The organism is Qipengyuania xiamenensis, assembly GCF_019711495.1.
Classification (GTDB): Bacteria; Pseudomonadota; Alphaproteobacteria; order Sphingomonadales; family Sphingomonadaceae; genus Qipengyuania; species Qipengyuania xiamenensis.
This window is the reverse complement of the sequence record NZ_JAIGNM010000002.1, coordinates 80,583-102,436: the sequence shown is the minus strand read 5'-3', so window position 1 is coordinate 102,436 and position 21,854 is coordinate 80,583. Positions and strand designations below refer to the sequence as shown.

At 63.6% G+C, this 21,854-nt stretch carries 18 protein-coding genes; 12 read left to right on the top strand and 6 right to left on the bottom strand.

Annotated features, from left to right (window positions below):
• Positions 1-363 precede the first annotated feature (363 nt).
• Positions 364-2,220, bottom strand: a complete 1,857-nt coding sequence (locus K3165_RS08750; protein ID WP_221548518.1) for a DUF885 domain-containing protein — start codon at positions 2,218-2,220, stop codon at positions 364-366.
• Between the two features lie 170 nt (positions 2,221-2,390).
• Between K3165_RS08750 and K3165_RS08745 the strand changes: the two genes are divergently transcribed.
• Positions 2,391-3,185, top strand: coding sequence for a hypothetical protein (locus K3165_RS08745; protein WP_221548517.1), 795 nt, complete (start codon positions 2,391-2,393; stop codon positions 3,183-3,185).
• 4 nt (positions 3,186-3,189) lie between these two features.
• Here the strand turns inward: K3165_RS08745 and K3165_RS08740 are convergent, their stop codons facing one another.
• Both K3165_RS08740 and K3165_RS08735 read right to left on the bottom strand, forming a co-directional pair.
• Positions 3,190-4,137, bottom strand: a complete 948-nt coding sequence (locus tag K3165_RS08740; protein ID WP_345720795.1) for an MBL fold metallo-hydrolase — start codon at positions 4,135-4,137, stop codon at positions 3,190-3,192.
• Positions 4,134-5,408 (bottom strand): metal-dependent hydrolase family protein, encoded by a 1,275-nt coding sequence (locus tag K3165_RS08735; RefSeq protein ID WP_221548516.1) that lies wholly within the window; start codon positions 5,406-5,408, stop codon positions 4,134-4,136. Before K3165_RS08735 ends, K3165_RS08740 begins: the two co-directional genes overlap by 4 nt.
• Before the next feature lie 125 nt (positions 5,409-5,533).
• On the opposite strand from K3165_RS08735, the gene K3165_RS08730 reads away from it, so the two are divergent.
• Complete coding sequence (locus K3165_RS08730) at positions 5,534-7,591, top strand: S9 family peptidase (RefSeq protein WP_221548515.1); 2,058 nt, start codon at positions 5,534-5,536, stop codon at positions 7,589-7,591.
• A gap of 65 nt (positions 7,592-7,656) precedes the next feature.
• Positions 7,657-8,169 (top strand): hypothetical protein, encoded by a 513-nt coding sequence (locus tag K3165_RS08725; RefSeq protein WP_221548514.1) that lies wholly within the window; start codon positions 7,657-7,659, stop codon positions 8,167-8,169.
• A 4-nt stretch (positions 8,170-8,173) separates the two neighbouring features.
• On the opposite strand, the gene K3165_RS08720 is transcribed toward K3165_RS08725, so the two are convergent.
• Both K3165_RS08720 and K3165_RS08715 read right to left on the bottom strand, forming a co-directional pair.
• Positions 8,174-8,767: a DUF2585 family protein gene (locus tag K3165_RS08720; protein ID WP_221548513.1), complete on the bottom strand. Its 594-nt coding sequence runs from the start codon at positions 8,765-8,767 to the stop codon at positions 8,174-8,176.
• Positions 8,768-8,825: 58 nt separating this feature from the next.
• Complete coding sequence (locus K3165_RS08715) at positions 8,826-9,701, bottom strand: MipA/OmpV family protein (protein WP_221548512.1); 876 nt, start codon at positions 9,699-9,701, stop codon at positions 8,826-8,828.
• Between the two features lie 110 nt (positions 9,702-9,811).
• Between K3165_RS08715 and K3165_RS08710 the strand changes: the two genes are divergently transcribed.
• The 9 genes from K3165_RS08710 (at position 9,812) to K3165_RS08670 (ending at position 20,532) form a co-directional block, all read left to right on the top strand.
• Positions 9,812-10,540, top strand: coding sequence for a DUF2059 domain-containing protein (locus K3165_RS08710; protein WP_221548511.1), 729 nt, complete (start codon positions 9,812-9,814; stop codon positions 10,538-10,540).
• 19 nt (positions 10,541-10,559) lie between these two features.
• The gene (gene crtY, locus K3165_RS08705; protein ID WP_221548510.1) at positions 10,560-11,726 is read left to right on the top strand and encodes a lycopene beta-cyclase CrtY; all 1,167 of its coding nucleotides are present in this window, start codon (positions 10,560-10,562) and stop codon (positions 11,724-11,726) included.
• Positions 11,727-11,744: 18 nt separating this feature from the next.
• The gene (locus K3165_RS08700) at positions 11,745-13,283 is read left to right on the top strand and encodes a phytoene desaturase (RefSeq protein ID WP_247714078.1); all 1,539 of its coding nucleotides are present in this window, start codon (positions 11,745-11,747) and stop codon (positions 13,281-13,283) included.
• Positions 13,280-13,861: an LOG family protein gene (locus tag K3165_RS08695; RefSeq protein WP_221548509.1), complete on the top strand. Its 582-nt coding sequence runs from the start codon at positions 13,280-13,282 to the stop codon at positions 13,859-13,861. The genes K3165_RS08700 and K3165_RS08695 overlap by 4 nt, the downstream gene beginning before the upstream one ends.
• Positions 13,862-13,941: 80 nt before the next feature.
• Positions 13,942-14,877, top strand: a complete 936-nt coding sequence (locus tag K3165_RS08690) for a phytoene/squalene synthase family protein (RefSeq protein ID WP_345720788.1) — start codon at positions 13,942-13,944, stop codon at positions 14,875-14,877.
• A 38-nt stretch (positions 14,878-14,915) separates the two neighbouring features.
• Entirely contained in the window at positions 14,916-15,425 is a 510-nt protein-coding gene (locus tag K3165_RS08685; protein WP_221548508.1) for a Cif family virulence factor, read from the top strand.
• Positions 15,415-17,286: an acetyl/propionyl/methylcrotonyl-CoA carboxylase subunit alpha gene (locus K3165_RS08680; protein ID WP_221548507.1), complete on the top strand. Its 1,872-nt coding sequence runs from the start codon at positions 15,415-15,417 to the stop codon at positions 17,284-17,286. Before K3165_RS08685 ends, K3165_RS08680 begins: the two co-directional genes overlap by 11 nt.
• Before the next feature lie 57 nt (positions 17,287-17,343).
• The gene (locus K3165_RS08675) at positions 17,344-18,891 is read left to right on the top strand and encodes an acyl-CoA carboxylase subunit beta (RefSeq protein WP_221548506.1); all 1,548 of its coding nucleotides are present in this window, start codon (positions 17,344-17,346) and stop codon (positions 18,889-18,891) included.
• Positions 18,892-18,912: 21 nt separating this feature from the next.
• Positions 18,913-20,532, top strand: a complete 1,620-nt coding sequence (locus K3165_RS08670; RefSeq protein WP_221548505.1) for an MFS transporter — start codon at positions 18,913-18,915, stop codon at positions 20,530-20,532.
• On the opposite strand, the gene K3165_RS08665 is transcribed toward K3165_RS08670, so the two are convergent.
• The gene (locus K3165_RS08665) at positions 20,529-21,794 is read right to left on the bottom strand and encodes a multidrug effflux MFS transporter (RefSeq protein WP_221548997.1); all 1,266 of its coding nucleotides are present in this window, start codon (positions 21,792-21,794) and stop codon (positions 20,529-20,531) included. The two genes, K3165_RS08670 and K3165_RS08665, sit on opposite strands and share 4 nt — an antisense overlap.
• Between the last annotated feature and the right edge of the window lie 60 nt (positions 21,795-21,854).

Sequence of the window (21,854 nt, the reverse complement as noted above, 5' to 3'; positions counted from 1 at the left end):
GCCGGCCGAACAGACGAGCCAGGAAACCTGGTTCCTCCATCGGGATGATCTTGCCATGGGCCTTAAAACGCAGCGATGCGTCGCTATAGGCCTTGGGCTTGACCCACCCGTCGGGGCGGCTGCTGCGGAAGGACATGCTAGACATGGTATACCTCCATGAACTCATTCCCTCCGTCCTGACCGGTAAAACCACCTATGCAGCGAATAGGTTCCCCTATCGCCGCACTTGCGCGCCTAAAGTCCCGATTTGAAACAGTTTCGCGCAGGCGGGAGGTGCGCTATCTCCAGCGATGCGCGCGGCTTCCGGCAAGAAAAAGCGGGTTTTCGAGGCGATGCGGATCTCCCGCTCGCCGGGAGCGCGCCTTAGGCGCCGCCCCCTGCTATCCAGCGATCGATCTTGGCCTCGAGGACCGGCAGCGGAAGTCCGCCGGTATCGAGAACCTGCGTGTGGAAGGCCTTGATGTCGAAATCGTCGCCAAGCGCTTGCTCGGCCTTCGCGCGCAGTTCCTGGATCTTCAGCGCGCCGACCTTGTAGGCCAGAGCCTGCGAAGGAATGGCGATGTAGCGTTCGACCTCTGCCACGACCTCGGTGCGGGTCATGCCGCTGTTGTCCAGCATGAAGTCGATCGCCTGTTCGCGGGTCCAGCCCTTGGCGTGGAGGCCCGTGTCGACAACGAGACGCATCGCGCGCAGCTGCTCGTCCTGCAGCGTGCCATAGCGGTTCCACGGGTCTTCGAAGAAGCCCATCTCGTAACCCAGCGTCTCCGAATAGAGCGCCCAGCCCTCGACGAAGGCGGTGGTACCGCCGAAGCGCATGAACGCAGGCAGGTCGGTGTTCTCTTGCGCGAGGCTGATCTGGAAGTGATGCCCCGGCGCGCCTTCATGGAGGTAGAGCGTGACATTGCCGGTCGTCAGGCGGCTCGGCAGGTCATAGGCGTTGAAATAGAAGGTGCCCGGGCGCGACCCGTCGGGTGCGCCGCTCTGGTAGGAACCACCAGCGGAGAACTGCTCGCGATAGGGTTCGTACGGCTTGATCACCAGCTCGCTCTTGGGAACGAGCGAGAAGTAGTCGCCGATCTTCTCGTCGACCTCTTTCCCGATATCGTAATAGGTTTGCGTCAGCGCTTCGCGGCTGGCGGGCTTGAACTGCGGATCGGTGCGGACGTAGTCGAAGAACTCGTTGAGCGTACCTTCGAAGGCGACCTCCGCCTTGATTTCCTCGAGCCCGTCCTTGATCCGCGCCACCTCGGACAGGCCGAGGTTGTGCAGGTAATCGGGTTCGAGCGGCAGCGTGGTCGTGTTCTCGATAAGCTGGCGATAGAGCGCCTCGCCGCCCTTCATCTGCGCAAGGCCAACGCTTTCACGGGCCTCTTCGTAATAATCGTCACGCAGGAAATCACGCAGGCGGGCATGGGCTGCGTAAACCTCGGAGATGGAGGCGCGATATTCGCGCGTCAGGCGCGCCTTGTCGGCTTCGCTGAAATCTTCCGGGAAATTGGTCACCGGCATCCAGAACGGCGATTCCTCGATGTCGAGCGCAAGCTGCGTATCGAGCTGGGTGATGACATTGCCGATCGTCAGCTGGGTTTCCAGCACGCCGCTGTCGAGACCTTCGCGGAAGCGCGCAATCGCGCGGTCGGTCAGCTCGACGTAATTGGCGTGGCGCTTCAAATTGTTCTCGTAGTCCTCGACCGTCTTGAACGGCGCTGCGCTCTGCCCGCTGGCGAAGTCGGGATAGAAGGTGTGGAAGCCGGAGAAATGGTTCACCGGTCGCACATCGGTGACGGCGAGGATTTGCGGCGTCAGCGCCTTCAGTGCCTGGCGCTGGTTATATTCGAACACGTCATAGGCAAGCTGGTCGGTCGGCGAGAGCGCGGCGCGGTCGATTTCCTTCAGCTTGGCGAGGTTGAGCTCGGCATCGGCGCGCGACAGGTCGTTGTACTCGTCGGTCAGGTAATCGCCGATCCGGTCCGCATAGCGCATGTCGCCGCGGAACAGGGCGCCGATGGGATTAAGCTCGAGATTGCGCTCGTCGGCATCCTCGAACAGCGCGAACAGGGCGTCATGGGCCGACTGGTCGTCGGCATCGGGAATTTCCATCGTCCCGGTGAGCTCGTACTCCCCGGTCTGCGATACGGTTACTCCCTCGCCGGGTGTCGAAGCACAGGCTGCGAGCGAAAGGGCGGACACACCAAGCAGCGCACCGGTCACGATTTTCATTTCTGGAACCCCTGTTAACTATTGCGAGCCTTGTAGGCGCGTCGCCGGAAATTGGAAATATTCCCCGATTGCTGCGGTATCCGCTTCGACGAACGGCGCGATTGCGGCCTGCCCCGGTTGCCAACATCGGGCCGCTCATCCATGCTTTTGCTCTGGTGGAGAGAGAACGCATGAAGACACCCCTCGCCCTTGCGGTTTTCGCGCTCGCCCTTCCGGCAGGTGTAGCGGCGCAGGAAGTCAGTGAGACGGAGGAAGAGGAAACCCCTCCCCCGCCAATCATCGTCACTGCCGATCCCGACGAAAAGCCGCGACGCGTCGCGCTGGGATCGCGCGTGCCGAGAACCGCGCATTTCGCCAACAGCGGCATCGCCTCCAATGTCGGCACTCCCGGCCTCACACCGCAATCGGGCATGACGCCGCACACACACAAATTCATCATGCGCAAGCGCAAGGGCTGCGAATCCGAAGACCCGCTGCTGAGCAAGACGGTAGTCTGCATCCTCGCCTCGGGAGACGATCTGGCGGCGGAAGGCGATCTGGCAGGCGCCATCGATCACTATCGCCACGTTGCCTATACCGAGAGCTATTCTGCGCGCGAACGCCATGTCGGCAGCGAAAAGCTGTTTGCCGCCGCACAGGACGCGGATGATGCAGGTTTGCGCGAAGAGGGACTGCTCGCGCTGCTTTCAACCGGCGAGCTTTCGCCTGCGAGGGCGCAGGAAGCACGCCGGTCGCTGGTCGCGCTGGCGCTCGCCAGCGGTGACGATCGCACAGCGATGCAGCGGCTCGAAGAAGTAGTCGCGAACGATCCAGAGGATGCGCGCAGCCTCGCAAATCTCGCCGCGATCCAGGAGCGCAACGGCATGGCCGCAGCGCGCGAGACCATTCGCCGCGCCATCGCAGTGCAGGAAGCGAAGGGTTACTCGGTTCCGAGAAGCTGGCGGCAACTGGCCGCAAGCGAATAGCGCCTCAGTCGAGACAAATCCGGTCGCCGCGCCGCGCGACATGAAAGCCCCGCGCCTCGACCTCGCGACTCTCGGCGCTGTCCGGTTCGCGCAGCGGATTGGTGTGATTGTAATGGATGAAGTGCACCTTCGCTCGCACGTCAGCGGGATAATGCTGCAACAGGTCCATCGTCCCGGTGACGCGTGGGTGGGGTATTTCGCTCATGTCGCGTCCGGGAAGCTCGTTATCGTCCCAGAAGGTTGCGTCGACGAAGATATGATCCGCCCGGGCAAGCATGGTGGCGAGCATCGGTCCGTTTGGCCAGCTCCATTCATCCCAGCTGTCGATGTCGGGAAGGTAGAGGGCGCCGCCGCCACCTTCCGGCATGATGTAATATCCGACCGTTTCGGAGAATTCATCGCGATGCGGCACCGGCAAGGCAACCACCACCAGGTCGGGCGCTAGCGACACGGCCTGGAGCCCATTCCCGTCGCCCAGCGTAACCACTTCAATCTGCCCAAGCTCGACCAGCTGGCTCCATGGGCCATTGTCGCGCAGGAACTGAGCCATACGCGGCATGGCATAGACCGGCACACCTTTTGCGCTTGCAGCCTCGCGCCCGAGATAGGCGAGACCAAGATAGTGGCCGATATGCGCGTGGGTCAGGAAAATGCCGTCCAGCCCCAGGCCGCCTGCGGGCGGCGCGATGCGGTCCAGCGCCGCCAGTTGCTCGGTAATCGCGGGAGACGCATCGAAGAGATATCGTGCACCTGCCTCGCGGTCGATCAGCGCAAGCGAACTCGGCAGCAGTTGCGGGCCATCGTCCTGCGCATTGCCGATCTGCGGCGCACCGGCATCCTGCCCTGCGCCAAGGACGACCAGCTCGCGCTGGCATATCTCGGTTTCCTCGGCGCCCAGCTGGCCTCCTGCAAGCAAGGCAATCGTGCAGGCGGCAATGCGGGAACGGATCACTCGATTACGCGTCCGCGCACCATGACCCAGTCGACATCCTCGAGCACGGTCACGTCTTCGAGCGGGTTGCCTTCCACCGCGATGATGTCGGCCGAATAGCCCGGCGCGATGCGGCCGATCTCGCCTTCCATGCCGAGGATCTGGGCAGCACCCGTGGTTGCACTGGCAAGCGCGTCACGGTCGCTCATCCCGTTGGCCTTGAGCAGGGCGAACTCGCCCGCATTCTCGCCATGCGGGAAGACGCCTGCATCGGTGCCGAAAGCGACGTTCACGTTCCAGCGGCGGGCGCGTTCGACGATGGTGCCGGCATATTCGCTCACTGCGCGGATCTTGTCCTCCACGACCGGCGTGTAGAATCCGGTGCCGAGATTGGTCTTGATGCCTTCGAACGCCATCAGCGTGGGCACCAGCGTGGTGCCGTTTTCGCGCATGGCCTTGGCAGCAGCCTCATCGAGATAGGTGCCGTGTTCGATCGTGTGCACGCCTGCGCGCGCCGCAGCTTCGATCCCGCGCGCGCCATGGGCATGTGCGGCGACCTTGAGGCCGAGCGATTCCGCCGTGGTGACGATGCTGCGCATCTCGGCATCGGTGAAATGCGCCTCAAGGCCCCGACCCTGCTGGCTGAGCACGCCGCCGGTCGCCGTAATCTTGATCAGGTCCGCGCCGTATTTCGACGCCTCGCGCACCCGCTCCGCGCATTCGACCGGCCCGGTGCAGGAGAAGGACGTTCCCAGCGAATCGTTCACTTCGCGGCGGAAGCCGTTGATGTCGCCATGTCCGCCGACGATCGCGATGGTGCGACCGCTGGTGACGACACGCGGTCCGGGCAGCATGCCCTCCGCCGTCGCGCGGCCGAGCATCTGCATGACCTGGTCGGTGCGCGAACCGACGTCGCGCACGGTCGTGAAACCGGCCTTGGCGGTGATATGCGCATTCTTGGCCGCGACGAGCACGTTCCATTCGGGCGGCGTGGTGGCTGCGCGCCAGAATTCGCCGCTAGGGTCGCCCGACAGGTGCGTGTGCAGGTCGATCAGGCCCGGGACGAGCGTCTTGCCTTCGAGATGGATCATCTCAGCACCGTCGGGAACGCCCTGCCAGCCGTCCTCGACGCTGACGATCCGTCCGTCGGTTACCGTGACCGTGACGCGGCCCTTCACCGGCTCGCTTGCGTCGGTGACGATACCGTCGGCGTGGATGATCGTGGTCTGTGCCAGAACCGGCGCGGCGGTTGCCATCAGTCCGGCTGCAATCCCTGCAAGCATTGTACGCATCGAGTCTCTCCCCTGTGTCTCTCGCAGGAGGTGATGCCCGCTCGGCCCGGCCCTGCCAAGCCCCCGGTTTGCCATGCGGCGCTGCATCGCTATGAGTGCGCGCGACCAACAGGAGAGGATCGCCAATGCTAATTCGCACCACCGCCATCGCCGCCAGCCTGCTCGCGGGCGTCTCGCTCGCAGCGACCGCTCAGGCGCGGCCGATGACGCCGGAAGACGTTGCCAAGCTGGAAAGCGTCGGCACCATCGCCGTCTCGCCCGACGGCACACGCGTCGCCTACACGACGGCCAGCCTGCCCGACATCACCGATGGTGAGGATAACGGCAGCACGACGCAGCAGCTCAAGATGGCCTACGCGCCCGGCAACGCGCGCGACTTCCTGCCCGACGACATGGCCGTTTCGGGTATCGCGTTCTCACCCGATGGCCGCATGGTCACCTTCATGTGGTCCGATGGCGACGAAGATCGCGCCGTCTGGGGCATTCCGGTGGACGGCGGCGCGCAGCGCAAGCTCGCGGCGGTCGACGGTGCCGGTGTGCGCTCCTACGCATGGAGCCCCGACGGATCGCGCATCTGGATGCTTGCCTCGGCAGAGGAAGACAAGGCGCGCGACAAGGAATCTAAGGCCGGCTTCAACGCCATCGTCTATGAGGAAGAGGCCCGCCTCAACCGCCTGTTCTCCGCCAGTGTCGGCAGCGAAGTCGATGGCGAGCCGGTGGCAGTGACCATTCCCGGCTACGTCAGCGCCTTCAAGATCGCACCGGGCGGCAAGACCGCCGTGGTCGACAGCGCCCCGACCCCGCAGATCGACGACGCATACACTTCCAAGCGCGCGCATGTGATCGACCTTGCAAGCGGCAAGGTGCTGCGCGTGGTCGAAACCCCGGGCAAGCTGGGTGACATCGAAGTCTCGCCCGACGGCAAGCAGCTCTCCATGATCGCCGGCGTCGATATGAATGATCCGGCCGACACCACTCTGCACCTCGTCGACGTGGCAACGGGCAGTTATCGTGCGCTCAATGCAGGCGCACCGGAAGCCGCGGTGGATGCCGAGTGGCTGGCCGATGGCCGCCTCGCTGCAGTGGTGCACAAGGGTGCCCAGAGCGCGCTGCGGATCTACAACGCGGACGGCACCGTCGCCGAAGAGCATGACGGGGGCGAACTGATCCTCTCCACCGTCGAGGCAGGCGGCAATACGCTCGCCGTCGAGGCCAGCAGCCCCAAGCATCCGACCGAACTGTTCGTGTGGCAGAACGGCAGCTTCACCCGCTGGACGCAGCACAACAGCTGGCTGTCGGAAATCGATTTCGGCGAGCAGCGCACCTTCCGCTACACCGCGCGCGACGGACAGGAAGTCGAAGGCGTTCTGATCGAGCCGGTCGGCGGAGCCCCGCGCGGCGGCGCACCGCTGATCCTCAACGTGCATGGCGGCCCCGAAGCGCATGACAGCAACGGCTGGCAAACCGCCTATTCGAAGCCCGGACAGGTCGCTGCCGGACAGGGCTATGCCGTATTCCTGCCGAACTATCGCGGCTCGACCGGCTACGGCACCGCTTTCTCCAAGCAGCACACGGGCAATTACACCGATCCGGAATTCACCGATCTGGTCGACGCCAAGCGCGCTCTGGTGGCCGAAGGCATCGCCGATGCGGACCGCGTGGGCGTGACCGGCGGTTCCTATGGCGGCTATGCCACCGCGTGGAGCTCCACCGCGCTGAGCGACGAGTTCGTCGCCGGGGTGATGTTCGTCGGCATTTCGAACCAGATCTCGAAGTTCGGCACGACCGACATTCCCTACGAGATGTACAACGTCCACTCGGGCAAGTGGCCGTGGGACGACTGGCAGGCGATGCTCGAAGTCTCGCCGATCTACCATGTCGACAAGGCCAACACGCCGCTGCTGATCATGCACGGTGCCGAGGACACGCGCGTCGCGCCGAGCCAGAGCTACGAGCTCTATCGCTCGATGAAGGTGCGCAAGCCCGATGTGCCGGTGCGCCTCGTGCTCTACCCGGGTGAAGGTCACGGCAACCAGAAGGCCGCCGCCCGGTACGACTACAACCTGCGCATGATGCGCTGGTTCGACACCTACCTGAAGACGGGCGACCGCGATGCGGCGATGCCCGACACGCGCCCAGACCTGCCCGAAGGCACGACCGGTGCAAGCACCAAGGAAGACTGACAGGCTTAAATCTTAAGCCCTGAAAGCTATAACCCGCCTTCTGGACCATTCGGGAGGCGGGTTTTTTGCGGGCGATACTGGCCATTCTGGTGGGCTGCGGCCTGATTGCCGCGGGCCTGCGCATGTTTCCCGACATGGAGGACATGCCCACGGCGATGGCCGTCATCCTGACGATCTTCGGGGCGGTCACCATCCTTGCGGGAATTTCGCACCTCAAGCTGCGCATCAACCGCCGACGGGCCTACGCCGGGGGACGCGACAGGCGCGGCACCGTCCGCCTGTTCAAGCCGACCGGCGACGACAGCGATATCGTCTATCTCATCTTCGCCAACAGCCACTCGGAATGGCTCATGTCGGTCGATGCCGGCAGCATCCGTAAGGTGGACGGCAATCTGGAAGAAGGCGTCCCCGCACGCGCCTATCTGGGCGAGGACGACCGCATTTACGGCCTCGATATCGGCGCTGTGAAGTCGCTGCCGATTTCGCCCGGCGTTCCTTATGACGGCAAGCTACGCGACCGCGTGGACTGGGCCGAACGGAAGAAGGCCGAATGGGCCGAGCGCGCTTCGAAAAATTGAGCGATCAGCCCAGCGCCTGCCATTCGCGGATGAATTCGAACGGGTAGACCAGCATGATGACGTTGAGCGTCAGATTGTCACGCACCACAAGCGCCGCGACAATCTCCATGATGATCGCCAGCGCGATCGTGACTTTCACCGGCAGTTTGAGGGCGAGGTAGAAGCCGAAGCTCATCCAGCCGATATCGGCCATCGAATTGATGATGCTGTCGCCCGAATAGCCCCAGTTGACGGTCACCGAACGATAGCGGTCGATCACCAGCGGCGTGTTCTCGACGATTTCCCACGCCGCCTCGATCGCAACAGCGAGCGTGAAGCTCCACTTGCCTGCCGACTTGCCGCCGAGGCCCCATTTCGTGAACAGCAGCCAGCCGAGCGCATAGAAAATCATGCCGTGAATGATGTGACTCGGCGTGTACCAGTCCGACAGGTGCTGGCTGTTGCCCGAGGCGTTGATGTCGCCATACCACAGGCTGACGTAGCCGCAGGTGCAGATCGGCGGGCGATCCATTGCGAACAGGATCGCCAGCGTGACGAACGTGACGACAAGCGCGGCAATAACGGCCTTGCGATGCGGGGAGAGCGGATTTGCAGTCATGCGGGCAAGACTGCGCAGTTCTGCACTATGCCTGCAAGATGCCTGCGAATTCTATCCGCTAGAAAGTGTATCCCACACCCAGGGCCACGAAATACTGGTCGTCGTCGCCGCGGATCGAAGTAAACGGCGTGTCGGCAGCATCGCCCACCAGTTTCGACCAGCCGCCGATCCCGACCAGCGACAGTCCGCCATCAGTCACATCACCGCTGAGGTCATGGGCGAGCAACAGGTTCACGCCGTAGCTCTGCATGCCGCCCTCGGCCTGGAAGCCGGGCAAGACATCCGGATCGGGAAGCAGCGTGTTGATGGTCGGCACCGAGTAGTAATAATCGGCGAAATTATCGTCCACGAATGTGGTGCTGAGCGATAGCGATGCAGCCGTCGCGCGGCTGAGCGGCGTGAAATAGGTGACGCTCGGGCTGATCGCCATGCCCTCGTGCGCGCCGGCTACGTCCCATGTTGCGTCGAGATTGATGCTCAGGCTGTCGAAGGGATTGAGCAGCTTGGGGAACTTGACGCCTACGCTTCCGCCGATCTCGAAAGCACGGTCGAGTTCGCCATAGGCGGCCACGATATCGTCGTTGATATCGTCGACATCGGCGCGGTCGCTGCGCAGGCGGAACATCGGCCCTGCGGAGAACGCCATTCCCTCGTCGGGATCGGGCACGAGATCGAGGGCAAGACCCGCAGGCCGAGGATTGATGCCGATACCCCCGAGCGAGCCCTGCACGATCGGCAGGATGTTGACGTTGTAGTCGTCGCTGCCCGAATAGCTGGCATTGTAACCGACACCAACGCCCACGCTCAGGTAATCGCCGTCGAACACGGTTTCAGGCGGTCCGGCGGGAGCCGGCGGTTCTACCTCGACTTCTTGCGCCATGGCGGGCGCGGCGAAAGCGATTGCGGCAACGGCCACGGGCAGGAAGCGATACATTTTTGGATTTCCCTCTGTTTATAGCGTGCAAACGGCCTTGCCGCCCGCGCGTTCCACAAGAGGCAATCACACGATTGCGCCATGCCTCGGTCCGTCGTAGAACTAAGCCTATGAAACACCTTTTGATTGCCGCCGCTTCGCTTGGTCTGGCCTTCGCCCTTCCCGCTTCAACTCTCGCGCAGGATACCGCCGCCAGCCAGCCCGCCCAGCCGACACCCTATGTCGAACTGGTCGCGGCGATGCAGGACGGGATCGACCAGGAAATGGTCATCGAGAACCAGCTGGTCGTGGTGCGCTCGATCTGGCAGGCGGATCCGAACATGGTCGCTGCGGAAGCGGCCTACCCCGGCCTGTTCGACGCGATGATCGACGCGGGCCGCCCCATCATCACGCGCCAAAACCAGGAACTTCAGGATGAATTCCGTCCGCGCTACGTGTCAGCACTTGCCGAAGTCCTGACCGAGCAGGAAGCTGCCCGGATCGCCGAATTCTACCGCTCGCCGCTCGGCATGAAGCTGCTCGGTGGGCTGAGCCGCACGATGGACAACCGCGCCTCGATCGAGGGTGGCGTCGCCAATGGCGAAATCGACATGAAGGATTTCGACAAGGATGTCATGAAGAGCGCCGGGAAGATCGTCGGAACGCTTAGCGCGGAAGAGCAGGCTGAACTCGTCCGGCTTTTCACCACCGACCCCGCCCTCATGAAGTTGAACGACCTGCAAGGCGTCGTCGTGCCGATCCGGGCGGAAATGGAAAAAGCGGGCATGGCTCCCGCGCGCCAGAAGGAAATTGAAGCGGCTATCCAGACCGCCGCCCAGCGGCATCTGGCAGGAGGCTGAGGCGCGGCGGAACGGCGCGATGCCCGATATTGCCATCATCGGCGGGGGCCTTGCCGGAGGCCTCACTGCGCTCGCCGTCACCCGTAGTGCACCGGAGCTGTCGGTCCGCCTGATCGAAGCCGGTGACAGCTTTGGCGGCAATCATCGCTGGAGCTGGTTCGAAGGGGATCTCGGACCGCAAGAGACTGCGCTGCTCGAACCGTTCGACAAGACGCAGTGGAGCGGTGGTAACGACGTGCGGTTTCCGGCCCACGAACGCCGGCTGGCAGGCAATTACCGCTCGCTCGACAGCCGTGATTTCGACGCGGGCCTGCGCCGTCTGCTACCGCAGGAAACGATCCTGACCGGCTCGCGCGTCGTCGGTCTCGACGGTCAGGGGGTGACGCTGGAGAGCGGCGAACGCATCGCCGCAAAGGCAGTCATCGACTGCCGCGACGCCGTGCCCAGCAAACATCTGGAAGGTGGCTGGCAGGTCTTCCTCGGCCAGCATCTCCGAACCGCCGGACCGCACGGCATCGACAGGCCGGTGATCATGGACGCAGCGGTGGGCCAGCCCGATGCCTATCGCTTCGTCTACCTGCTCCCGCTGGGGGCCGACGAGATTTTCGTCGAGGACACCTACTATACGGACAGCCCGGTGGTGGATGCCGCGACACTTCGCGACAGGATCGCGAAATATTGCGCGCAGAGGGGTTGGCAGACCGAAACCCTCCACGAAGAAACCGGCGTCCTCCCGGTCATTACCGGAGGGGATTTCTCCGCCTATCGTGCATCGCTGGCCATTCCGGGCATTGCGCTTGCCGGCGCGCGGGGCGGCTTCGTCCACCCCCTGACGAGCTACACCCTGCCGATTGCCGCCGAAAATGCGCTGGCGATTGGAGATGCCGCCGCAAAGGACGCCGCCAACCTACCCGATTTCGTGGAAGAACGTGCCCAGGCGCACTGGAAACGAACCGCCTACTACCGCCTGCTGGGAAAAATGCTGTTCGAGGCGGCAGAACCTGCGGAACGATACAGGGTGTTCGAACGCTTCTATCGTCTGCCGGAACCACTCATTTCACGCTTCTATGCCGCCCGCTCCACGCCGCTCGACAAATTGCGCATCCTTACCGGAAAGCCGCCCGTACCTGTCGGTCGAGCAATCAAGGCGCTGCTTGGCAAGGGCGCGCCCCTCGTCCAAGGATAATTCATGAACGCCGAAATCATGTCCTCACCCATTGCCACGTCCGGCGATGGTCCGATTATTCCCGAGCCGACGGGCAAGACGGCCTGCGTCATCGGATCGGGCTTCGGCGGGCTCGCACTTGCCATCCGCCTGCAATCGGCAGGTATCGCGACGACCGTGATCGAAGCGCGCGCGAAGCCCGGCGGCCGCGCCTATTACTGGGAGAAGGACGGCCATACCTTCGATGCCGGCCCGACCGTGATCACCGACCCCGATTGCCTGCGCGAACTATGGGCGCTGACCGGTCACGATATGGCCGACGACATCGAGATCATGCCGGTGATGCCCTTCTACCGGCTGAACTGGCCCGACGGCACGAATTTCGATTATTCGAACGACGAAGAACATCTCTTCCGCGAGATCGCCGAACTCAATCCGGCGGATGTCGCAGGCTACCAGCGCTTCCTCGACTATGCCGCCGGCGTCTATGAGGAAGGCTATGTGAAGCTCGGCCATGTGCCCTTCCTCGACTTCAAGTCGATGATGAAGGCGGCACCCGCGCTTGCGAAGAAGCAGGCATGGCGCAGCGTCTATTCGATGGTGTCGAGCTACGTCGAAAACGAGAAGCTGCGCGAGGCGCTCTCGTTCCATACGCTGCTGGTCGGGGGTAACCCGATGAAGACCAGCAGCATCTACGCGCTGATCCACAAGCTGGAAAAGGACGGCGGCGTCTGGTGGGCAAAGGGCGGCACCAATCGCCTGGTCGCGGCCATGGTGAAGCATTTCGAACGGATCGGCGGCACCTTCCGCCTGCATGACCCGGTCGTGCAGGTCCACACGCTCGGCAACAAGGCCAGCGAGGTGGAAACCCATTCTGGCTTCAAACAGCGCTTCGACGCGGTCGCCAGCAATGCCGACATCATGCACAGCTACAAGGACCTCCTGGCCGGGACCAAGCGCGGCGAAAGCTATGCCAAGTCGCTCTCGCGCAAGAAGTTCTCTCCCAGCCTCTTCGTGGTTCACTTCGGCGTCGAGGGCACCTGGCCGGGGATCCCGCATCACATGATCCTGTTCGGCCCGCGCTATAAGGGCCTGCTCGAGGACATTTACGATCACGGCGTCCTGCCGCAGGACTTCTCGATCTACCTGCACCACCCCAGCGTGACCGATCCCAGCGTCGCGCCCGAAGGCATGAGCACCTTCTACGCGCTGGTTCCGGTCGCCCATATGGGCAAGCTGTCGGTCGACTGGCAGGAAATGGGCCCGATCCTCGAAAAGCGTATTCTCGACGAAATCGAACGCCGCCTGATCCCGGGCCTGCATGGCCGTATCCGGACCAAGTTCCACTATGCGCCGCGCGATTTCGCGATGGACTTGAACGCCTACAAGGGCAGTGCGTTCAGTCTCGAACCCCTGCTCACGCAGAGCGCATTTTTCCGCGGGCATAACCGCGACGATGTGATCGACAATTTCTATCTTGTCGGTGCAGGGACGCACCCCGGCGCCGGGATTCCCGGCGTAGTCGGCAGCGCGAAAGCGACCGCCGGATTGATGGTTGAGGATTTGATCGAAGCATGAAGCGTCTAGCTGTCTATTGTGGCTCGGCATCGCCCGAGGACCCGCGTTATCTCGAACTCGCCCGCGACGTCGGTGCAGGGCTGGCGGAGCGCGGCATCGGTGTCGTCTATGGCGGTGGCCGTCTCGGCCTGATGGGCGCAGTCGCTTCCGGCGCTCTGGACGCGGGCGGCGAGGTGATCGGCATCATTCCCGAAGCCCTCGCCAACAGCGAAGTTTCCAACCACGACTGCACCGAGTTGCACACCGTTTCCGGCATGCACGAGCGCAAGCAGAAGTTCACCGACCTGTCGGACGGGTTCGTCACCATTCCCGGCGGTGTCGGCACGATGGACGAGCTGTGGGAAGCAGTCAGCTGGGCGCAGCTCGGCTATCACGACAACCCTGTCGGCCTGCTAAATGCCTTCGGCTTCTACGACGACCTGATCGCCTTCAACCGCAAGATGGCGGACGTCGGTTTCGTCCGCCCCGCGCACCAGGGGATCATCATCGCCGAAGAGACGTTAAGTGCGTTGCTGGAGAAAATGGAAAGCTACCAGCCGCATACTCCGATCTTCAAGATGAAGGCATCCGACCTCTGAACAAGCCCCGCCCCCTGACCACGCAGAACCTGCGGCCGACCGTTCCCAAGGCGGGCGGCGGGCGCGAACGGCGTGCGCTGGTGGCGAAGGCGCATGAATCGATCGAAGTCGGCTCGCACAGCTTTGCAGCGGCCTCGAAACTCTTCGACAAACCCACGCGCGAGCGCGCCTGGCTCCTCTATGCCTGGTGCCGCCGCTGCGACGATATCGCCGACAACCAGGACAAGGGCGGCCCGCTGGGCGACCAGGGCACCCCCAAGGAAGCCGAGGACCGCATCCAGGCGATCCGTGTGCTGACCCGCCGCGCGCTCGAAGAACAGCCGACCGCCGATTTCGCCTTCGACGCCTTCGGCCTCGTCGCCGACGAGTGCGGTTTGACCTACGAGATGGCCAACGATGTCATCGGTGGTTTCGCGCTCGACGCGACTGGCTTTAGTCCGAAGAACGAGCGCGACATGCTGCGCTATTGCTACCACGTGGCGGGCGCGGTCGGGATCATGATGGCGCACATCATGGGTGTGCACCCCGAGGACGGCGATACGCTCGACAGGGCAAACGATCTCGGTCTCGCGTTCCAGATCGCCAATATCTCGCGCGATATCGTGGAAGATGCCGCGGCGAACCGCGTCTACCTGCCTGCAGAATGGCTGGCCGAGGTCGGACTCGCCCCTGGTGAACACGCGAAGCCGGAAAACCGCTTCATCCTCGCCAGCCTGATGCCGCGCATGATCGCGCTGATGGAAAAACACGAAGCCGCCGCGAGGCTGGGCGCGAAACGCCTGCGCTTCCGCCATCGCTGGGCCGTCCTGTCTGCTGCAAACATCTACGGCGCTATCGGGCGCAAGGTATTGACCCGAGGCCAGCTGGCTTGGGACAGCCGCACGCGTGTGAGCGGTCCGGAAAAGGCCTGGCACATGACGACGGCACTCTTCCAGGCGATCTGGAACCGCCCCGCGGGCCCGCAAGAACCGATCATCTGGTCACGCCACGATTTCCGCCCGGTTGCGGGATGGTAGCTTGAAGCGCGCGCGCCTCTGGCGTAGCGACCCCCAGCATGAGAGGACACATCCTATTGGCCGCGGCTCTGCTTGCCGCACCCGCCCACGCAAACGACACCAGTGACAGTCTCAGCGACGAACAACGCGCAGTTACTGCCGGGGTCGATGCCTTTTTCGATGCCCTGCGCAGCGATGACAAGACCGCCCTCGCCGGGACACTGGATTCGAATGGGATGATCTACATCCATAACCGGATGGAAGAAGGCAATTGGCGGGTTCAGCATCGTACGGCGGCCGATCATCTCGAAAACTGGCTCAACTCGCCCACGGGCCTCGATGAAATCATGGTCTACGAGACCGTCCTCGTCGACGGCGACATGGCGCTCGTCTGGGGGCCCTACAGCTTTCATGCCGGCGACACGGTCGTTCACTGCGGGATCAATTCGATGAGCATGGTGAAGGCCGGGGACGGATCCTGGAAGGTCGGCAACGTCAGTTTCACGATGGTCCCGCCATCGCAATGCGCCGCTGTCGGTGCAGATTGGGTCGCACTCGATGATAACTAAGCTCCTCATCGCCAATCGCGGCGAAATTGCCTGCCGCATCATCCGCACCGCGCGCGAGATGGGGATCGCCACCGTGGCGGTCTATTCCGATGCCGATGCCAAGGCGCTGCATGTCCGCACTGCGGACGAGGCGGTGCATATCGGCCCCTCGCCTGCTGCCGAGAGCTATCTCGTGGGCGAGAAGATCATCGCCGCAGCCAAGCAGACAGGCGCCGAGGCGATCCACCCGGGCTACGGCTTCCTGTCCGAGAACGCCGGCTTTGCGCAGACCGTGATCGATGCAGGCCTGATCTGGGTCGGCCCCAAGCCATCGAGCATCGACGCGATGGGCCTCAAGGACGCAGCCAAGAAGCTGATGCGCGATGCCGGTGTGCCCGTCACTCCTGGCTACGAGGGTGAGGATCAGTCGGTGGAGCGCCTCAAGAAGGAAGCCGACGCCATCGGCTACCCCGTGCTGATCAAGGCCGTTGCAGGCGGCGGCGGCAAGGGCATGCGCAAGGTCGATAGGCCCGAGGACTTCGAGGCGAGCCTCGAAAGCTGCCAGCGCGAGGCCAAGGCCAGCTTCTCCAACGACGAGGTGTTGCTGGAAAAGTGGATCACCTCGCCGCGCCACATCGAGGTGCAGGTCTTCGGCGATGCCCACGGCAATGTCGTACACCTGTTCGAACGCGACTGCTCGCTCCAGCGCCGCCACCAGAAGGTGATTGAGGAAGCCCCCGCCCCCGGCATGGACGAGGCTACGCGCGAAGAAATCTGCGCCGCCGCCGTGCGCGCTGCCAAGGCGGTCGACTACGAAGGTGCGGGCACCATCGAATTCATCGCCGACGCCAGCGAAGGCCTGCGCGCTGACCGCATCTTCTTCATGGAAATGAACACCCGCCTGCAGGTCGAACACCCGGTGACTGAGGAGATCACCGGCGTCGATCTCGTCGAATGGCAGCTGCTCGTGGCGAGTGGCGAATCCATCCCGATGAAGCAGGAAGACCTCTTCATCGACGGTCACTCGATCGAAGCACGCCTCTATGCCGAAGACCCCACCGGCGGCTTCCTGCCCTCGACCGGACGGCTCGAACATTTCGACCTCGGCGTCGAAGGACGGATCGAGACCGGCGTCGAGGAAGGCGACATGATCTCGCCCTTCTATGACCCCATGGTCGCCAAGCTCGTCGTCTGGGGTGAAACCCGCGCTGAGGCCATCGACCAGCTCGCCGATATCGCCGAGAGCGTCGAGATCTGGCCGGTGAAGACCAATGCCGCCTTCATCGCCGCTTGCCTGCGCGACGAGGACTTCGAGGACGCCAATCTCGACACCGGCTTCATCGAGGCGAAGCTCGACACGCTCGTGGCATCGGACGAGGCGGATGACGATATCTGGCAGACCGCTGCGGACTTCATCGCGCTTGCCGAAACCGAAGAGCACGAGGACCTGCCGATCGGCCTGCGCCTCAACGCCCCGGGCAAGCTCAACGCAACGCTCACGCACAAGGGCGAGACGCGGACCGTCAGCGCAGCACGATCTCATATCGACAGCTTCGCAACCGGCTTCGTCGATCCCGAACGCGCCGTGGTATTCGCCGATGGACAAAGCTTCGTATTCGAACGCCAGTCGCGCGGCACCGGTGCAGGTGCGGCAGGCGACGGCGCCATCCTCGCGCCGATGCCGGGCAAGGTCATCGCGGTCGATGTGGCAGAGGGCGACACGGTCAACGCCGGACAGCGCCTGATGGTGCTCGAGGCGATGAAGATGGAGCACGCGCTTACCGCGCCCTTCGACGGGACGGTGACCGAGCTTTCCGCGAGCCAGGGCGCGCAGGTTCAGGTCGAGGCCGTGCTGGCGGTTGTCGAGCCCAAAGAAGAATAGGGCTTCCCTTTCCGCCAGTTGCTTGCAAGCGTGCCTTCCCGAGGAGTGAGGGCACGAATGAGCTGGGAAAACGAACTCGAGGAACTGCGCCGCCGCGAGGCAATGGCCGATCAGATGGGCGGACCGGACAAGCTCGCCCGCCAGCACGGGCGCGGCAAGATGGATGCCCGCGCGCGTCTTGCGGCACTGGTCGACGACGGCTCTTTCCGCGAGATCGGCAAGATCGCCGGCAAGGGCCGTTATGACGAGGAGGGCAATCTCGAAGGCGTCCTTCCCGCCCCCTTCCTCTTCGGCAAGGCCCTGATCAATGGCCGCCCCGTGGTCGCCACGGCCGACGATTTCACCATTCGCGGCGGCGCGGCCGATGCGGGGATTTCCCGCAAGATGGTCCAGGCCGAGAAGATGGCGCATGAGCTCAAGCTCCCGCTCATCCGCATGATCGACGGCACTGGTGGTGGCGGCAGCGTCAAGACACTCGAACAGATCGGAGCGACCTACATTCCCGCAGTTCCCGGCTGGTCCGACGTGGTGAAGAACCTCGACACCGTGCCGGTCGTGGCACTGGCGCTCGGCCCTACCGCTGGCCTCGGCGCGGCGCGGACCGTCGCCAGTCATTACTCGATCATGGTGAAAGGTCTCAGCCAAATCTTTGCCGCCGGGCCCGCCGTCGTCGATGGTCTCGGCGAGAGTTACAAGGGTTCGACTGACCACAGCCAAGCCAAGGAAGACCTCGGCGGCAGCGGTATCCACACGCGCAACGGCGTGGTCGATGACGAGGTCGGCAGCGAGGCAGAGGCCTTCGCCCGCGCGCGCCACTTCCTCTCCTTCATGCCCGAACACGTCGGCCAGCTTGCCCGCCGTTCGAATTGCACCGACCCGGTTCACCGCCGCGAGGAGGCGCTACTCAGCCTCGTCCCGCGCGAGGACAAGCAGGTCTATTCGATGCGCCGATGCATGGAGATGGTGTTCGACCAGGGCACCGTGTTCGAGATCGGCCGCATGTGGGGCCGCGCCTGTATCACTGCGCTTGCCCGCCTCGACGGCTGGCCGGTCATGGTACTCGCCAGCGACCCGTCCTATCTCGGCGGGTCATGGGAAGCGAAGACCAGTGAGAAGGTCGAGCGTTTCGTGAAACTGGCGGACCAGTTCCGCCTGCCCATCGTCCACCTTGTCGACAATCCCGGTTTCATGATCGGGCGCGAGGCGGAAATGGCGGGCACGATCCGTTATGGCGTGCAGGCGATGAACGCGATCTACAAGGCCAGCGTCCCGCTCGCCTCGATCGTGATGCGCCGCGCCTATGGCATTGCCGGCAGCGCGATGAGCAATGCCGAGACCTTCCAGTACCGCTATTGCTGGCCTTCGGGCGACTGGGGCAGCCTGCCGATCGCGGGGGGACTGGAAGTCGCCTACAAGTCCGAACTCGAAGCTGCCGAGGACCCGGAAGCCGAACTCGCCGCCATCCGCGAGCGGCTGGACAAGGTCACCTCCCCCTTCCGCAGCGCCGAACGCTTCAATGTCGAGGACATTATCGACCCGCGCGACACGCGGCCGCTGCTGTGCGAATTCGCCGGACTTGCATGGAGACGGCTGGAAAGCGAATAAGGCAGCCGGGGAGGGAAATTCATGGCCGCATCCGAAGTGCCTGCGCAATCGCATCGCAAGGTGATCATCGCCTCATCGCTCGGCACGGTGTTCGAGTGGTATGATTTTTACCTCTACGGCCTCCTTGCCACGATCATTTCCGCCCAATTCTTCTCGGGCGTCAACGATACGACCGCCTTCATCCTCGCGCTCGGCGCCTTTGCCGCAGGCTTCGCAGTCCGTCCCTTCGGCGCGCTGGTGTTCGGGCGCGTGGGCGACCTTGTCGGGCGCAAGTACACCTTCCTCGTGACCATGGGCCTCATGGGCCTGTCGACCTTCGCAGTGGGCCTCTTGCCGAGCTACGCCAGCATCGGCGTTGCCGCGCCGCTCATGCTGGTGGGGCTGCGCCTCCTGCAAGGCCTTGCGCTGGGCGGAGAATATGGCGGCGCGGCGATTTACGTCGCCGAGCATGCCCCCGAGGGCAAACGCGGGCTCTACACCAGCTTCATCCAGACCACGGCGACGCTTGGCCTGTTCGCAGCGCTGCTGGTGGTGATCGGCCTGCGGACCGCGATGGGCGAAGAAGCCTTCGCCGAATGGGGCTGGCGCCTGCCCTTCCTGCTGTCCTCACTCCTGCTTGCAATCTCGATCTGGATCCGCCTGCAGCTCTCCGAAAGCCCGGTCTTCCAGCAGATGAAGGAAGAGGGCGAGACTTCGAAAGCCCCGCTGTCCGAAGCATTCGGGCGCTGGGGCAATCTCAAGTGGGTTCTCGTCGCGCTACTCGGTGCCGTCGCGGGTCAGGCAGTGGTCTGGTACACCGGCCAGTTCTACGCGCTGTTCTACCTTGAAAAAATCCTCAAGGTCGACGGTGGGACGGCCAACATCCTGATCGCCATCGCGCTGGTAATAGGCACGCCCTTTTTCGTGTTCTTCGGATGGCTGTCGGACAAGATCGGTCGCAAGCCGATCATCATGAGCGGACTGGCGCTGGCCGCGCTGCTCTATTTCCCGCTGTTCGGCGCGCTTACCAATGCGGCTAATCCGGCGTTGGCGGAAGCCCAGGAGCGCGCACCGGTCACGGTTACCGCCGATGTCGACAGCTGCTCCTTCCAGTTCGACCCTATCGGTAAGCAGACTTTCGACACGACGACTTGCGATATCGTGCAGAGTGCGTTGGCCAAGTCCGGTGTCCCGTATGAGAGCCACGAGCTGTACGACATGTTCGGTGGCACGCTGGTCGGCATCGGCGACGAGACGTTCGACATCCGCAGCAAGGATGATCTGCCACAGCTTCAAACGGCCATCGCAGAAGCAGGCTATCCAGCCTCAGCCGATCCCGCGCAAATCAACAATCCGCTGGTCGTCGCGATCCTCACCGCACTCGTGCTGCTGGTGACCATGGTCTACGGCCCCATAGCAGCGCTACTTGTGGAACTTTTCAGCGCGCGTATCCGCTACACCGCGATGAGCCTGCCCTATCACATCGGCAATGGCTGGTTCGGCGGCTTCCTGCCCACTATCGCCTTTGCCATGGTGGCGGCCACGGGCGATATCTACGCAGGCCTGTGGTATCCCGTCGGGGTCGCGTTGCTGACGCTCTTCGTCGGCTTGCTGTTCCTACCGGAAACCTTCCGACGGACCATCGGCCACCGCGAAAGCTAGTCGTAATCGTCCATCTTCTCGCCGAACAGCTCGCCGCGTTCGGAGAAGAGCACGAAAACCAGGCTCAGCACGGCAGTGATCAGAAGCGCCGTCGCGAGCGGGCGCGCAGTGCCGTCATACATGTAGCCGATATAGGCGCCCAGCGCTGCGCCGCTCGTCATGCGCAGGAAGCCCTGCGCGCTCGAGGCCGCGCCCGCGATATGGCGGAAAGGCTGCAGGGCAATCGAACCGAAGTTCGCGCCGATGAAACCGAGCAGGCTCATGTTGGCTGCCATCAGCGGCACGAAGGTCCACAGCGTCTCGTCCGGATCGTTAGCGAACCAGAGCTGGAGTGCTGCCACGCCAATGAAAGCGAACAGCGCGGCATGGCTAACCTTGCGGGCGCCGAAGTGCTCCACGATGCGGCTGTTCGACCAGTTGGCGATTGCCATGCATCCGGCACAGATCGCAAAGATCAGCGGGAAGCTGTCACCCGCACCGAAAGCCTCGCCGATGAGCTGCTGCGAGGAATTGATGAAACCGAACAGTCCGCCGAAGACCAGCGCGCTGCCGAGCGTGTAGCCGATGGTTTCGCGCAAGGTCACTGCGCTCTTCATGTTGCGCGTGATGGTCGGCAGGTGGATATCCTGCTTGTCTTCCTCGTGCAGCGTTTCAGGCAGGCGGAAATAGACCCATGCCGTCATCGCACAGCCGAGCACTGCCATGGAGGCGAAGATCCAGCGCCAGTCTCCCAGCGCGACGAGGATGGCCTGCCCGATGCTCGGCGCAACGGCCGGTACGAGCAGGAAGATCACGAAGATCAGGCTCATCATGCGGGCCATCTTGTCGCCACCCACGCGGTCGCGAATGATGGCGGGCGGCAGCGCGATGATGCCTGCAGCGAAGAACCCCTGCGCGGCACGCAGCGCGACGAGCATGTCGAAGCTGCTCGCCAGCGCGCAGGCGATCGAGAGGACGATGTAGAAGGCCAAGGCCACGAACAGCACGGGCCTGCGCCCGAAGCGATCGGCAAAAGCGCCTGGCACCAGGATACCGAAGCCGGCCGCCAGCAAATAGGAGCCGACGATGAACTGGCGGTCGTTGCCGGCTGCACCGAGATCGGCGGCAAGCACGTCGAGCGCAGGCAGGATCGCATCGATGCCGAAGGCGTTGCACGCCATCAGCAGCGCCATCATCCAGATCAGCTCGCGCTCGCCGATTGCCGCGCGCCTGGCGCGGTCGGGAAGCGGGCGTTCACCGCTGGCAAGTTGATCGTTTCGCATCTGCACAAAATGGCGGGTGAACCACAAGGTTCCGATTTGCAACCCGGATCGCTATCTAGC

What these genes read in the sequence shown, in the direction of transcription:
- K3165_RS08750 (WP_221548518.1), bottom strand. Translation starts at nt 2,220, where the DNA reads ATGAAAATCGTGACCGGTGCGCTGCTTGGTGTGTCCGCCCTTTCGCTC.
- K3165_RS08745 (WP_221548517.1), top strand. Translation starts at nt 2,391, where the DNA reads ATGAAGACACCCCTCGCCCTTGCGGTTTTCGCGCTCGCCCTTCCGGCA.
- K3165_RS08735 (WP_221548516.1), bottom strand. Translation starts at nt 5,408, where the DNA reads ATGCGTACAATGCTTGCAGGGATTGCAGCCGGACTGATGGCAACCGCC.
- K3165_RS08730 (WP_221548515.1), top strand. Translation starts at nt 5,534, where the DNA reads ATGCTAATTCGCACCACCGCCATCGCCGCCAGCCTGCTCGCGGGCGTC.
- K3165_RS08720 (WP_221548513.1), bottom strand. Translation starts at nt 8,767, where the DNA reads ATGACTGCAAATCCGCTCTCCCCGCATCGCAAGGCCGTTATTGCCGCG.
- K3165_RS08715 (WP_221548512.1), bottom strand. Translation starts at nt 9,701, where the DNA reads ATGTATCGCTTCCTGCCCGTGGCCGTTGCCGCAATCGCTTTCGCCGCG.
- K3165_RS08710 (WP_221548511.1), top strand. Translation starts at nt 9,812, where the DNA reads ATGAAACACCTTTTGATTGCCGCCGCTTCGCTTGGTCTGGCCTTCGCC.
- crtY (WP_221548510.1), top strand. Translation starts at nt 10,560, where the DNA reads ATGCCCGATATTGCCATCATCGGCGGGGGCCTTGCCGGAGGCCTCACT.
- K3165_RS08700 (WP_247714078.1), top strand. Translation starts at nt 11,745, where the DNA reads ATGTCCTCACCCATTGCCACGTCCGGCGATGGTCCGATTATTCCCGAG.
- K3165_RS08695 (WP_221548509.1), top strand. Translation starts at nt 13,280, where the DNA reads ATGAAGCGTCTAGCTGTCTATTGTGGCTCGGCATCGCCCGAGGACCCG.
- K3165_RS08685 (WP_221548508.1), top strand. Translation starts at nt 14,916, where the DNA reads ATGAGAGGACACATCCTATTGGCCGCGGCTCTGCTTGCCGCACCCGCC.
- K3165_RS08680 (WP_221548507.1), top strand. Translation starts at nt 15,415, where the DNA reads ATGATAACTAAGCTCCTCATCGCCAATCGCGGCGAAATTGCCTGCCGC.
- K3165_RS08675 (WP_221548506.1), top strand. Translation starts at nt 17,344, where the DNA reads ATGAGCTGGGAAAACGAACTCGAGGAACTGCGCCGCCGCGAGGCAATG.
- K3165_RS08670 (WP_221548505.1), top strand. Translation starts at nt 18,913, where the DNA reads ATGGCCGCATCCGAAGTGCCTGCGCAATCGCATCGCAAGGTGATCATC.
- K3165_RS08665 (WP_221548997.1), bottom strand. Translation starts at nt 21,794, where the DNA reads ATGCGAAACGATCAACTTGCCAGCGGTGAACGCCCGCTTCCCGACCGC.